Source organism: Mesorhizobium sp. 113-3-9 (assembly GCF_016756515.1).
GTDB lineage: Bacteria > Pseudomonadota > Alphaproteobacteria > Rhizobiales > Rhizobiaceae > Mesorhizobium.
The window spans coordinates 6,009,124-6,021,654 of record NZ_AP023246.1; the positions used below are offsets into that span (position 1 = coordinate 6,009,124).

Genomic DNA, 12,531 nt, shown 5'->3' on the forward strand with positions numbered 1-12,531 from the left:
GTGCTCGACGCCGGTCGTGCGGCAGGACTTTTGAAAGCATTGGAATGACCGAACAAGGGTTGATGTCTGAGCTCGACCGGCTGGTTTCCGAAGGCCGCAACCCGCGGACCGTCGATATCGACCTGCTGCCGACCATCGATGTCCTGCGCAAGATCAATGACGAGGACAGAGCCGTCCCCGCGGCTGTCGAAAAGGTGCTGCCGGAAATCGCAACCGCGGTCGACCGCATCGTGCTTGCCTTCCAGAAAGGCGCGCGGCTGATCTATATCGGCGCCGGCACCAGCGGCCGGCTCGGCGTTCTCGACGCTTCGGAATGCCCGCCCACTTTCGGGGTGCCTGAAGACATGGTGATCGGCCTGATCGCCGGCGGACCCGATGCATTGGTGCGGTCGACGGAAGGCGCGGAGGACGATCCGAGGATGGGCGTGCGGGCGTTGCAAGATATTGGGCTCACCGCCAACGACGTGGTCGTCGGAATCGCGGTCAGCGGGCGCACGCCCTATGTCATCGGCGGGTTGACCTATGCGAAGCAAGTGGGCGCAACGACGGTTGCCCTGTCGTGCAATCCGGCGTCGACCATTGCCGGCATCGCCGACATCGCCATTTCGCCGGTCGTTGGCCCCGAAGTCCTCACCGGCTCGACCCGGCTGAAGTCCGGAACCGCGCAGAAACTGGTGCTCAACATGCTGACCACGGCCTCGATGATCCGCATCGGCAAGAGTTTTCAGAACCTGATGGTCGATCTCAACCCGTCCAACAAGAAATTGGTGGCCAGGGCAACCAGGATGGTCATGCAGACCACGGGCTGCACGGCGCAGCGGGCCAAACAGGCACTTCATCAGACCGGCAACGATGTGAAACTGGCGATCCTGGTGACGATCACCGGCATGGATGTCGAGGCGGCGCGGGCTGCCCTCGCGAAGGCCGGAGGTTTCCTGAGAAGGGCGATCAGCGAGAGCGCGGTGTGACACCGCTTGAGACAAGACGGCGCGAAGCCGCATAGAGCAATTCCAGCAAAAGTGCGCGGCGGTTTTGCGTCTGGAATTGCGTAAAAACAAAGAGATAGAGCATTTGGGGCGATCCTATTTTCGCCGGAAATGCTCTAAACTGGGCCGATACTCCAAAGCATGTGTGTCTTGGAAGCGGCTCGCGGAAACTGCAAGGCATCAAGTCAAATCATAATGGGAGACGAAAATGATAGGGCATCTCACAAGAACGCTGCTGTCGGGTATCACCCTGGCAGCGATGCTCGGCATCGCGACGGTTTCGACGCAGGCGGCGACGTTGCACATGGCCTGGTCGCAAGACGCCACCGGACTTGATCCCCACAAGCAGACGGCGTTCTCGTCGCTGCGGCTTTTGGAACTGATCTATGAGCCGCTGGTGCGGGTCGACGCCAGCCTGCAGATCATCCCGGCCATCGCCACGTCCTGGGAATTCTCCAAGGACGGCAAGGAACTGACCTTCAAGCTCGACCCCAAGGCGAAATTCCAGGACGGCACGGCCGTCACCTCAGCCGATGTCAAGGCCTCCTTCGAGCGCATCCTCGACGAGAAGACTGGGGCGGCGGCCCGCGCCAACTTCCTGTCGATCGCCGGCATCGACACGCCGGATGCAGCCACCGTCGTGTTCCATCTGTCACAACCAGACGTGCCGATCCTGACGGCGATGAGCGACGTCAACGCGGCCATCGTTCCGGCGGCCGAGATCAAGGCCGGCTCGATCGGCACCAAGGCGGTTGGTTCCGGCCCGTTCAAGCTCGATAAGTGGGACCCCAACGCCAAGGAAGTGCTCAGCGCCAACAAGGGCTGGGCCGGCGGCGCGACCGGCGTCGACGGCATCGAGATCAGCGTGCTTCCGGACGAGGCCGCAATCCTTGCCGCCATGCGCACCAAGCAGATCGATTTCGCGCTGCTCAACGACCCGCTGGTCGCCACGCTGGTGCCGAAGGAAGCCAGCCTGCAGCTGAACCGCGCGCCGGTGCTCGCTTACCACGTGCTGCAGCTCAACCCTTCGCGCAAGCCGATGACCGAACTCAAGGTGCGCCAGGCGATCTCCTGCGCCATCGACCGGCAGGAGGTGCTGGACACCGCCTCGCTCGGCGAGGGCAAGGTCACCGGACCGCTGACCATCCCGGCGCTGGCGACCGATCCGAGCCAGCTGTTCTGCTACAAGCGCGATGTGGAAAAGGCCAAGAAGCTGATGGCCGAGGCCGGTTTTGCCGACGGCTTCTCGGCGACCGTGATCGGCGCCACCGGCGAGCCGCCGACGGCCGCGGCGGAAGCGCAGGTCATCCAGTCGCAGCTGGCTGAAATCGGCGTCAAGCTCGACATCAAGATGATGGAGCTCAACGTCTATGTCGATGCCTGGCTGAAGGGCGATTTCGACATGGCAATCGCGCTCAATGGCGGCCGCGCCGACCCCTACACCATGTACAACCGCTACTGGACCAAGGCAGGCAATCTGCAGAAGGTGGCCAACTACATCGACGATACGCTGGACAGCCAGATGCAGCAGGGCCGCGCCGAAACCGACCCGGCCAAACGCAAGGCGATCTTCGCCGCGTTCGAGAAGCACCTCGCCGAAATGTCGCCCTGGATCTGGCTCTACACGTCCTACAGCTACACGGCCCAGCAGAAGAACATCGCCGGCTTCGTGCCCACGCCGACCGGCACGCTGTTCAGCCTGAGCAAGGTTACCATCCAGCAGTAACCGCAAGCCTGGACGAGAGGTATCCTTCGCGTGAACTATCTGATGCGACGACTGGCGACGTTTCCTCTCGTCCTGCTTGGCGTGTCCATCCTGGTCTTCGTGGCGATCCGGATGGTGCCGGGCGATTCAATCACGGCGATGCTCGGCACCGAGGCCGGCCTGCTGACGCCGGCACAGCGGGATTCGCTCGCCGCCTATTTCGGCATCGACCAGCCCTGGTTCGTCCAGTACTGGCGCTGGATCGGCGGCATCCTGCACGGCAATTTCGGCATTTCCGTCACCTATGGCAGGCCGGTGCTCGACGTCATCCTCGAGCGCTTCCCGCTGACGCTGGAACTGGCTCTGCTGTCGATGATCATCGCGCTTGCCGTCGGCATGCCGGCCGGCATCTACGCCGCCACGCATAATGAGAAGGCCTCCGATCTGGGAGTGCGCATCGTCGCCATGATCGGCCAGTCGACGCCGAGTTTCGTGCTTGGCCTCCTGATCATCTACACGCTGTCGGCCGGTTTCGGCGTGCTGCCGGCGATGGGCGAATTCGCGCCGCTCTGGCAGGATCCCTTGCGCAATCTCAGCCAGTTGATCCTGCCCTCCATTACGCTGGGCTTTGCGTTCGCCGCCTCGGTCACGCGCATATCGCGCTCGGCTATGCTCGACGTGCTGAGCGACGACTATGTGCGCACCGCCCGCAGCAAGGGCGCGTCGGCGCGCAGCGTCATCTGGCGGCATGCCCTGCCCAACGCGCTCATCCCGGTGGTGACGCTGAGCGGCATCGAGTTCGGCTATCTCCTGGGCGGCGCCGTCATCGTCGAACAGATCTACGCCCTGCCTGGCCTCGGCCGCATGGTGCTCGACGCCATCCTGCAGCGCGACTACGCGCTGGTGCAGGGCAGCGTGCTGTTCATTGCCTTCAACTTCATGATCGTCAACCTCCTGGTCGACCTCGCCTATGTCGGGCTCGATCCCCGCATCCGGCTGGGAGAGCAGTGATGCGCATCCTGCGCGCCATTTTCGGCCATGGCAGCGGCCGCATCGGCGGCGTCATCGTCGGCGTCTATCTCATGATCGCCATCCTCGGCCTGGCCGGGCTGACGCCGCACAACCCGATCACGCAGTTCCGCGTCGACCGGCGGCATGCGCCCAATGGCGCCTACTGGATGGGCACCGATTTGTTCGGCCGCGACGTGGCCAGCCGGCTGATGGCAGGCATCGGCCAGTCCTTCACGGTCGCCTTCTTCTCCGTGGCCTTCGCCACTCTTGCCGGCACAGTGCTCGGGCTCGCGGCAGCCTGGCTCGGGCGCCGCTGGGACGGCGTGGTGATGCGCATCATGGACGTGCTGCTGGCCTTCCCGGCGATCCTTCTGGCGCTGCTCATCGTCACCGTCGCCGGGCCGGGCACATGGACCAGCGTCGTCGCCATCGGCATCGTCTACACGCCGATCTTCACCCGCGTGGTGCGCGGCCCTGCCCTTTCGCTCAAGGCGCGCGAATTCGTCGACGCGGCGCGCACCTTCGGCAGCAGTTCGAGCTACATCGTCACGCGCCATCTGCTGCTCAATCTGGTGGCGCCGCTGACCGTGCAGGTGACGCTGGCGCTGGCCTGGGCGCTGCTCACCGAAGCCGGCCTGAGTTTCCTCGGCCTCGGCACGCAGCCGCCCGCCGCCTCGCTCGGCCTGATGCTGAGCGACAGCCGCAATCTGATGGAGACCGCGCCCTGGCTGATGATCTTTCCGGGGCTGACCATCATGATCAGCATCCTCGGCTTCAATCTGCTGGGTGATGCCTTGCGCGATATCCTCGACCCCAGGATGCGGAGGGCGCCGGCATGAGCCCGCTGCTGTCCGTCCGCGATCTGCGCGTCGGCTTCGGCCGCGACCGCCAGGCCAATGAGGTGGTGCGCGGCGTCAGCTTCGACCTCGCAGATGGCGAAACACTGGCCATTGTCGGCGAAAGCGGCTCCGGTAAATCCGTCACCGCACTGTCGATCAACCGGCTGATCGATTTCGGCGGCGGCCGCATCATTGGCGGCTCGATGACGCTGAAGCGTGCCGACGGCAGTCTCTTCAACCTGATGGCTGCCACCGAGGCGCAGCTGACCGGCATTCGCGGCGCCGAGATCGGCATGATCTTCCAGGAGCCGATGACTTCGCTCAATCCGGTGCTGACCATCGGTTCGCAGATCGAGGAATCGTTTCGCCTGCACCGAGGCCTGACCGGCAGGCAAGCCACGGCCGCGGCCAAGGATGCGCTCGACCGCGTGCGCATCCCCGACGCCGCGCGGCGGCTGAAATACACGCCCAACCAGTTGTCCGGCGGCATGCTGCAAAGGGTGATGATCGCCATTGCTTTGGCCTGCAATCCGCGCCTGCTGATCGCCGACGAGCCGACGACCGCGCTCGACGTCACCGTGCAGGCGCAGATCATGGCGCTGCTTGCCGAGCTGAAGCGCGAAACCGGCATGTCTGTCATCTTCATCACCCATGATATCGGCCTGGTTGCCGGCATCGCCGACAAGGTGATGGTCATGCAGAACGGGCAGGCCGTGGAGCAAGGCGAGCTGAACCAGATTCTTGACAGGCCGCAGCACCCCTACACACAGCATCTGCTGCAGGACGTGCCGCATTTCGCCAACGGAAGCGCGACGCGCTCGGACGGACAGCGTGCCAAGGACGCACACGCAGAACCGGCCTTGAAGGTCGACGGACTGGTGGTGCGGTTCCCCCTCAAGAGCAATTTCTTCAGCCGCGCCACCGGCGCTGTGCACGCCGTCGACGGCGTTGATTTCGACCTGATGCCGGGCGAGACCTTGGCCATCGTCGGTGAGAGCGGTTCTGGCAAATCGACCACCGCGAAGGCGGTTCTCGGGCTGGTGCGCACGACACGCGGCAGCTTCTCGGTCGGCACCCGAGCGGCTGCCGCCGAGCGCGGCACCAAGCCCGTGCAGATGGTGTTCCAGAACCCCTATGCCTCACTTAACCCGAGGCTGACCATCGAGAGCATCCTGGCCGAACCGGTGATCGCCACCGGCGGCCGGGTGACTGCGGAAGCGCTGGCGAGGATGGCGACCCTGCTGGAACGCGTCGGCCTGCCCAGGAACAGTCTTGAGCGCTATCCACATGAATTCTCCGGCGGCCAGCGGCAGAGGCTGTGCATTGCCCGCGCGCTGATGCTCAATCCCTCGGTCGTCGTTCTCGATGAAGCGGTGTCGGCGCTGGACGTCTCGGTGCAAGCTAAGGTGCTGGAGTTGCTGGTCGACCTGCAGCGCGAGTTCGGGCTGGCTTATCTCTTCATCTCGCACGACATGGCGGTGGTCGAGCGGATCGCTCATCGCATCGCCGTCATCTATGCCGGCCAGATCGTCGAGATCGGCGACGCGGCCTCGGTGCTGTCGAAGCCCAAGCATTCCTATACGAAGAAGCTGATCGCCGCCGTTCCGACCATCGAGCGGCGGCGTGAGCATTTCGAACTGGACACACGCCAGGTGCCTTCGCTTGTGCGCCCGGAGGGGTTTGAACCGGCGCCGGCGCGGTGGGAGCGGTTTGGCGGGGATCATATGGCGAGGGTGGAAGGGTGATGGCTCTGGGATATCAGAGGTTGGCGGGCCAGCGCCCCCCTCTGCCCTGCCGGGCATCTCCCCCACTAGGGGGGAGATTGGCAGCGTCGCCCGCACCGCCTTTTCTGCAACTCTGGCGATTGGCGAAGGCCGTGACGCATCCAATCTCCCCCCTAGTGGGGGAGATGGCCGGCAGGCCAGAGGGGGGCGCCAAGGATCGCGGCCTTTCAGATGGAGGCTGCCTTTGAGCACCCTCACCCAACTCTTCGACCGCGCATTTCAACCACTGGAAGCGGCTGTAGCAGAGGGTCGTATCCCCGGCGGCGTGCTCGGCATTGTCGACAACCATGGCCGCCGCATCGTCAGGGCAATCGGCTCGGCGCAACTTGTGCCCAAGCAGCGGCCGATGACCGCCGAAACCTGGTTCGACCTGGCGTCCCTGACCAAAATCATCTTCACCACGCCGCGCATCCTGGCGCTGGCGGAGGACGGCGTCGTCGATCTCGACGCGCCGCTGATCTCGGTTCTCCCGGACCTTCGCCAGTATGACGCAGGGGCCTGGGAGCGGAAGGTGACGTTTCGCCAATGCCTCGGCCACCGGACGCCGTTTCCGGCCGTCGAGCCGATCTACACTTACGGGCGTGACCCCGACCTGCTGCGCGCCTTCATCCTGCAGCGCGAATGGCGCGCCCGTGACCCCGTCTATTCCGACATCAATTTCATCCTGCTCGGCTTTGCGCTGGAACGGCTTTTGGGCAAGGCCATCCGCGACTTGGATCCCGGCCCCGGATTCGCCTGGTCCGCGGAACCGGATGCGTCAGCCGCGACCGAGGATTGCACCTGGCGTCATCGCGTGCTGTCCGGCGAAGTCCATGACGACAATTGCTCGGCCCTGCAGGGCGCCGGTCATGCCGGGCTGTTCGGAACGGCCGCCTCGGTGCTGGATTTCGCGCAGGAGCTGCTGACCGGCGCTTCCAAGAATTCGATCGCGCTGATGCGCACGCCCTTGTCCGCCACCCGCACCCATGGCTGGGAGCGCCCTTATGAGGGCTGGTCCGGCGGGGCCTCGTGCAGTCCCGGAACAATCGGCCATACCGGCTTCACCGGCACCGGACTGTGGATCGATTTCGACAAGGGCAAGGCCTGGACCTTGCTCACCAACCGGATCCATCCGACACGTCATTTCGACAGCGGCATTGTTTCGCTTCGGCAGACGGTCGGCGATCTCGTCAATGGACTTTAGGAGCTAGATGATGGAACCAATCTGGGCCGTCGGCCTGATGACCGGCACCGTGCTTGACGGCAATATCGACGTCGCGCTGATCAAGACCGATGGCGAGCGGATCGACGATTTCGGCACCTACCGGCTGATGCCCTACCCCCAATCGATCCGCTCGCTGCTGGAAGAGACGCTGACGGCTGCACGGGCCTGGAACTTTGTCGGACCGGAACCGGCGATCTTCCGCACAGCCGAGGAAGCGCTGACGCGTGCCCAGTCGGCGGCGGTGAAGGAATTGGTCGAGGGCTACGGCATGACGATGGCCGATATCGGCGTCGTCGGCTTCCACGGCCAGACCGTGCTGCATCGCGCGCCGCAGGTCGGACGGCTCGGCCAGACCCGGCAATTGGGTGACGGCGAGCTGATGCACGCCATTTTGGGCACCAAGGTCGCCTATGATTTCCGTTCGGCCGACATGCGCGCCGGCGGGCAAGGCGCACCCCTGGCCGCGGCCTATCACACCGCTTTGATGCGCAGCGCCGGGGCGAGCGGCGAGGTCGCCGTGCTCAACCTCGGCGGCGTCGCCAACATCACCTGGTGGGATGGTGCCGACAATGTCGTCGCCTTCGACACCGGACCCGCCAATGCGCCGCTCAACGATTTCATCAAATCGAAGGGGCTCGGGGAAATGGACCGCGACGGCGCGCTTGGCCGGGCGGGGACGGTCGACGAAGCAAGGCTGGCCAAGCTGTTGCAGCATCCCTATCTCGGCAAGCCTTACCCTAAATCGCTGGACCGCTTCGACTTCGGCGCCGCCATGGCTGATGGCCTCGATGCCGAGGATGGCGCCGCCCTGCTCACTGCCTTCACCGCCGGCGCGGTCGGCAAGGCGCTCGACCTCTTGCCACACCGGCCGAAGAAGCTGGTGGTCAGCGGTGGCGGGCGCCACAATCCGACGATGATGGCCATGCTCGCCAGCCGCGCCGGCGTCGAGGTGGTGCTGGCCGAAAGCCTCGGCTGGAGCGGCGACGCTGTCGAGGCCGAGTGTTTCGCCTTCCTCGCGGTGCGCGTGCTGCGCGGCCTGCCGATCAGTTTTCCGAGCACCACGGGCGCGCCGCAGCCGATGCGCGGCGGGCGGCTGGCCGGTTAAACCAGTTTCTTCTGCAGGAAGATGCGGCTGCGCCCGACGGGGAAATCGGCCAGCGCGCCGAAGGGCTGATAGCCCTGGCGCTGGTAGACCTTGTCGGCGTTCGGGTTGAAGGTGTCGATCAACGCGCCGTGACAGCCGCGCGCCACGGCTTCCTGCTCGGCCGCGTCCAGCATCTTGCCGGCCATGTGCTGGCCGCGCAACCTTTCGTCAACCCACAGCCATTGCACGTAAAGCCAGCCCCAGGCCGTGTAGCCCGAAATGCCGGCGACAACCGCGCCATCCTCATCGCGTACGAACACAGCCAGCGCTTTCCTTTCGGACGCGCCGACATCGCCGTCGTTGAACGCCGTCAGGCGCTCGCCGAGAAAGGCCAGTTCTTCCGGCAAGGGGTTTGCCGTTGTTTCAAGATTCGTCTTCATGGCTCTTTCCGGAAAGCTCTGCTGGATGGGAGTGGAGCGTTACGAGGCGCAAGGCCCTGGCGCAATGTCTATGTCGGCTCTCGAACAGGTTGCGGATCTCCGCCATTGCGGAATTCGGATGCGGCGATGCCGTAGCGCTTGAGCTTGTCGTAGAATGTCTTGCGCGGCACGCCGAGCGCATCGATGGCCCCGCGCACATCGCCACCATGGTCGCGCAGCGCGTCGCGGATGAGCTGTGCCTCATATTGCCCGACCCGCTCCGGCAACGCCGCCGAGGGTTCGGGCTGCCGCGCGGGCGCCTCGGCTTGGTCGTCCGGGCCGAGACCGAGCGCGACGCGATCGGCAAAATGCGCGAGCTCGCGGACATTACCCGGCCAGGCATGCGACTGGAGATGGTCGCTGACCGCGGCATTCACCTTGGCGACCGGCCGGCCGAAGCGTTCGGCGGCCTTGCCGAGGAAGTGGCCGAACAGCATCGGGATGTCGCTGCGCCGCTCGCGCAGCGGCGGAATGCGCAGCGTCACCACGTTGAGGCGGAAATAGAGGTCCTCGCGAAAATCGCCGCGCTGGTCCGGCCGGCCGAGATCGACCTTGGTTGCCGCCACGACCCGCAAATCGAGGCGCCGGATCTCGTTCGATCCAAGCGGCGTGAGGCTACGCGTCTCCAGCACCCGCAGCAGCTTGACCTGCAGGGCCGGCGGCATGGATTCGATCTCGTCGAGGAACAGCGTGCCGCCGCTGGAATGTTCGACGCGGCCTATCCGCCGCCGCTGCGCGCCGGTGAAGGCGCCGGCCTCGTGGCCGAACAGTTCGCTTTCGATGACGGTCTCCGGCAAGGCACCGCAATTCAGCGCCACGAAGGGTTTTGCCCGGCGCCGGCCCCAGCGGTGCAAGAGGTCGGCCACCACTTCCTTGCCGGTTCCGGTCTCGCCTTCCACCAGCACGTCGACATCCATGTCGGCGATCTGGCGCAAGGTTTCGCGCAGGCGGCGGATGGCGGACGCCTCGCCGATCAGCGGCAGGCCGTCGGCGGCGAGTGCTGCAGCCTCGCGCAGCCGCCGGTTCTCCATCACCAGCCGCCGCTTCTCGCTCGCCCGTTTCAGGGCCTCGACAAGGCGGTCGCCGGCATAGGGTTTCGAGATGAAATCGTAGACGCCGTCCTTGAGCGCGGCCACCGCAAGATCGACATCGCCATGCCCGGTGACCAGGATCACGGGTATATCGGGGTCGATCGCCTTGATGCGGTCGAACAGCTGCAGGCCGTTCATGCCCGGCATGCGGATATCGCTGACGACCACGCCGTCGAAATCCCTGTCGACGACGGCAAGTGCCGCCTCGGCGGCATCGCGCGCCACCACCGTGAAGCCGGCAAGCTCGAGCAATTGCGTCGTGGCGTGCAGCAGGTCGGCATCGTCGTCGACGAGCGCCACCCGCCCTGATTTGTCGGTCATTCAATTCGCCTCAGATCGATGGTGAAGGACGCGCCTCTGGCGCTGCCGGGATCGAGCCGCAAGGTGCCGCCCAATTCCTGGGCGATCTCCTGCGAGATCACCAGCCCGAGGCCGAGCCCCTTCTCCTTGGTGGTCTGGAACGGCATGAACAGATTGCCGGCCGCTTCCGGCCCGAGGCCGGGGCCATTGTCGCGCACCGAGATCAGCACCCGGTCATCCCGCTCGGCGAGGTCGATCTCGATGCGGGGATCGGGCTGGTCCTTCATGGCGTCGAGCGCATTCTGCAGCAAATTGACCAGGATCTGCTCCAGCCGGATGCGGCTTGCCATCACCATCGGCGATGCGTTGCCGCGTGGCTTGACGATGGTGACGCCGGAATCGCGGATGCGCCCGGACAGCAGCGACAGCGCGCCGTCGATCGCCTCACGCACCGGCAGCGGCGAAGCGGCGACGTTCGCGCGGCGGGCGAAAGTCCGCAATGTGCTGGTGATGGCGCCAATGCGTTCGGTCATCGAGACGATCGAGGTCAGATTGCCGCTTGCCGGTTCGGTCTTACCGCCTTCGAGAAAGCGGCCGGCATTCTCGGCATAGGTGCGGATGGCGGCCACCGGCTGGTTGATTTCGTGCGCGACGCCGGCGGCGATCTGGCCGAGGATGGAAAGCCGGTTGGCCTGGGCGAGATCGTCGCGCAGCCGGCGGACCTTGGCTTCGGCGCTCTCGCGCTCTGCGATCTCGCCGGCGAGTGCGGCGTTGGAGCGTGTCAGTTCGGCGGTTCGCGAGGATACCCGGCTTTCGAGCTCGGCATTCATGCGCGCCAGCGCCTCCTGCCGCAGCCGGCGTGTGCGGCGGCGCCTTGTGAGCACATAGGCAAGCAGGCCGGTAAGCAGCAGCCCGAGCAGCGTCGTCAGGCGCGCCGTGTTGGCGGCGGACGAGAGGGCGGCGTCGGCCGGCGTCAGCAGCCAGAGGCGCCAGCCGGGGACCGCACCGGGCAGGTCCTGCACCACCTCGACGAACTGGCGCGGCTTTCCCGAGCTCTCGATCGTCGCCAGGCCGTCGCCGGCACCGCGCCGCATCGGCAGCGGTTCGAAGGCGGCATCGGCCAGTTGCAGCTGCTCATGGGCAGCGGCGGCATCTTGGGCGGAGAGCGGCGCCAGCACATGAAACCGCCATTCGGGCTGGCTGGTGGCCAGAACGACGCCGCGTTCGTCGGTGACGAAAACGAGGAACCCGCTGGAGCGCCAATTGGCCTCGACGCCATCGAGTTCGACCTTCAACACCACGACGCCCAGCGGCTTGCCGTTGTCGTCGACGCGACTCGAAAGATAGAGGCCCGGCCGGCCGCTGATCGTGCCCAGGCCATACTGGCTGGCGGAGCCCTTCGCCATTGCCTCGTTGAAATAGTGACGAAAATTATAATCGATGCCGACAAAGCTGGCCGGCTCGCCGGCATTGCTGGCTGATATAGCGATGCCCGCCGTGTCGATGACGTAGATGGCGGAGGCCGAGGCATCGCCGGCGATCGCCTTGAGCTTGTCGTTGAGGGCCGCTTCCTGCATGGTCCCGGCCCGGCGCAGCGCCCCGCGCACGGCATCGTCGCGAGCCAGCACCAAGGGAACCAGGCGCTGCTTCTCGATTTCGCCTGTCAGCGTCCCCGCCGCCAGCGGCAGGGCGGCAAGTGCCGTGTCGCGCAGGTCACTGGTCGCCTGGCCGGTGGCGATGCGCCCCGCGATGGCGATCGCGCCGGCCAGGATCGCAAGGGCGATAAGGACGACAAGCCAGCGGCCATCGCGCAGCCGGCCAACCGCCTCGCGCAGCGGTTCGCCGCCGGCAAACCCGGCTGAGCCGCTATCAGTGCGTGCCTGCGGCGTCTGCCCTCTCCCTTTTCTCGCGGCCTTGCGGCCACACTCTAATGCGAAATTCCGCCCAGGCAATCGCCTCCTGTGCGGAAATCCGCACACACCCCCATCGAAGGCAGCTGAAGAACGCCCGGAATCCCGGGATTCCGGGCCTCCCCCGGTCTGGCACAG

At 65.6% G+C, this 12,531-nt stretch carries 10 protein-coding genes; 7 read left to right on the top strand and 3 right to left on the bottom strand.

Features of this window, described 5'->3' with window-relative positions:
• The first annotated feature begins 44 nt into the window (after positions 1 to 44).
• The 7 genes from murQ (at position 45) to MesoLj_RS29405 (ending at position 8,634) form a co-directional block, all read left to right on the top strand.
• Positions 45 to 968 carry an N-acetylmuramic acid 6-phosphate etherase gene (gene murQ, locus MesoLj_RS29375; RefSeq protein ID WP_140769233.1) on the top strand — a complete coding sequence of 308 codons (924 nt, stop codon included), beginning with the start codon at positions 45 to 47 and terminating at the stop codon, positions 966 to 968.
• A 226-nt stretch (positions 969 to 1,194) separates the two neighbouring features.
• The gene (locus MesoLj_RS29380) at positions 1,195 to 2,712 is read left to right on the top strand and encodes an ABC transporter substrate-binding protein (protein WP_202323473.1); all 1,518 of its coding nucleotides are present in this window, start codon (positions 1,195 to 1,197) and stop codon (positions 2,710 to 2,712) included.
• 30 nt (positions 2,713 to 2,742) lie between these two features.
• Complete coding sequence (locus MesoLj_RS29385) at positions 2,743 to 3,702, top strand: ABC transporter permease (protein WP_202323474.1); 960 nt, start codon at positions 2,743 to 2,745, stop codon at positions 3,700 to 3,702.
• Positions 3,702 to 4,541: an ABC transporter permease gene (locus MesoLj_RS29390; RefSeq protein WP_202323475.1), complete on the top strand. Its 840-nt coding sequence runs from the start codon at positions 3,702 to 3,704 to the stop codon at positions 4,539 to 4,541. Before MesoLj_RS29385 ends, MesoLj_RS29390 begins: the two co-directional genes overlap by 1 nt.
• Complete coding sequence (locus MesoLj_RS29395) at positions 4,538 to 6,286, top strand: ABC transporter ATP-binding protein (RefSeq protein ID WP_202323476.1); 1,749 nt, start codon at positions 4,538 to 4,540, stop codon at positions 6,284 to 6,286. The genes MesoLj_RS29390 and MesoLj_RS29395 overlap by 4 nt, the downstream gene beginning before the upstream one ends.
• A gap of 223 nt (positions 6,287 to 6,509) precedes the next feature.
• The gene (locus tag MesoLj_RS29400) at positions 6,510 to 7,508 is read left to right on the top strand and encodes a serine hydrolase domain-containing protein (protein WP_202323477.1); all 999 of its coding nucleotides are present in this window, start codon (positions 6,510 to 6,512) and stop codon (positions 7,506 to 7,508) included.
• 10 nt (positions 7,509 to 7,518) lie between these two features.
• Positions 7,519 to 8,634: an anhydro-N-acetylmuramic acid kinase gene (locus tag MesoLj_RS29405; protein ID WP_202323478.1), complete on the top strand. Its 1,116-nt coding sequence runs from the start codon at positions 7,519 to 7,521 to the stop codon at positions 8,632 to 8,634.
• Here MesoLj_RS29405 and MesoLj_RS29410 read toward each other — a convergent pair.
• From MesoLj_RS29410 to MesoLj_RS29420, 3 genes are all read right to left on the bottom strand, one after another.
• Positions 8,631 to 9,053, bottom strand: coding sequence for a GNAT family N-acetyltransferase (locus MesoLj_RS29410; RefSeq protein ID WP_202323479.1), 423 nt, complete (start codon positions 9,051 to 9,053; stop codon positions 8,631 to 8,633). The two genes, MesoLj_RS29405 and MesoLj_RS29410, sit on opposite strands and share 4 nt — an antisense overlap.
• 68 nt (positions 9,054 to 9,121) lie before the next feature.
• Entirely contained in the window at positions 9,122 to 10,504 is a 1,383-nt protein-coding gene (locus MesoLj_RS29415) for a sigma-54-dependent transcriptional regulator (protein WP_202323480.1), read from the bottom strand.
• Positions 10,501 to 12,318: a sensor histidine kinase gene (locus MesoLj_RS29420; protein WP_202327519.1), complete on the bottom strand. Its 1,818-nt coding sequence runs from the start codon at positions 12,316 to 12,318 to the stop codon at positions 10,501 to 10,503. Before MesoLj_RS29420 ends, MesoLj_RS29415 begins: the two co-directional genes overlap by 4 nt.
• Between the last annotated feature and the right edge of the window lie 213 nt (positions 12,319 to 12,531).

What these genes read in the sequence shown, in the direction of transcription:
- murQ (WP_140769233.1), top strand. Translation starts at nt 45, where the DNA reads ATGACCGAACAAGGGTTGATGTCTGAGCTCGACCGGCTGGTTTCCGAA.
- MesoLj_RS29380 (WP_202323473.1), top strand. Translation starts at nt 1,195, where the DNA reads ATGATAGGGCATCTCACAAGAACGCTGCTGTCGGGTATCACCCTGGCA.
- MesoLj_RS29390 (WP_202323475.1), top strand. Translation starts at nt 3,702, where the DNA reads ATGCGCATCCTGCGCGCCATTTTCGGCCATGGCAGCGGCCGCATCGGC.
- MesoLj_RS29395 (WP_202323476.1), top strand. Translation starts at nt 4,538, where the DNA reads ATGAGCCCGCTGCTGTCCGTCCGCGATCTGCGCGTCGGCTTCGGCCGC.
- MesoLj_RS29405 (WP_202323478.1), top strand. Translation starts at nt 7,519, where the DNA reads ATGGAACCAATCTGGGCCGTCGGCCTGATGACCGGCACCGTGCTTGAC.
- MesoLj_RS29410 (WP_202323479.1), bottom strand. Translation starts at nt 9,053, where the DNA reads ATGAAGACGAATCTTGAAACAACGGCAAACCCCTTGCCGGAAGAACTG.
- MesoLj_RS29415 (WP_202323480.1), bottom strand. Translation starts at nt 10,504, where the DNA reads ATGACCGACAAATCAGGGCGGGTGGCGCTCGTCGACGACGATGCCGAC.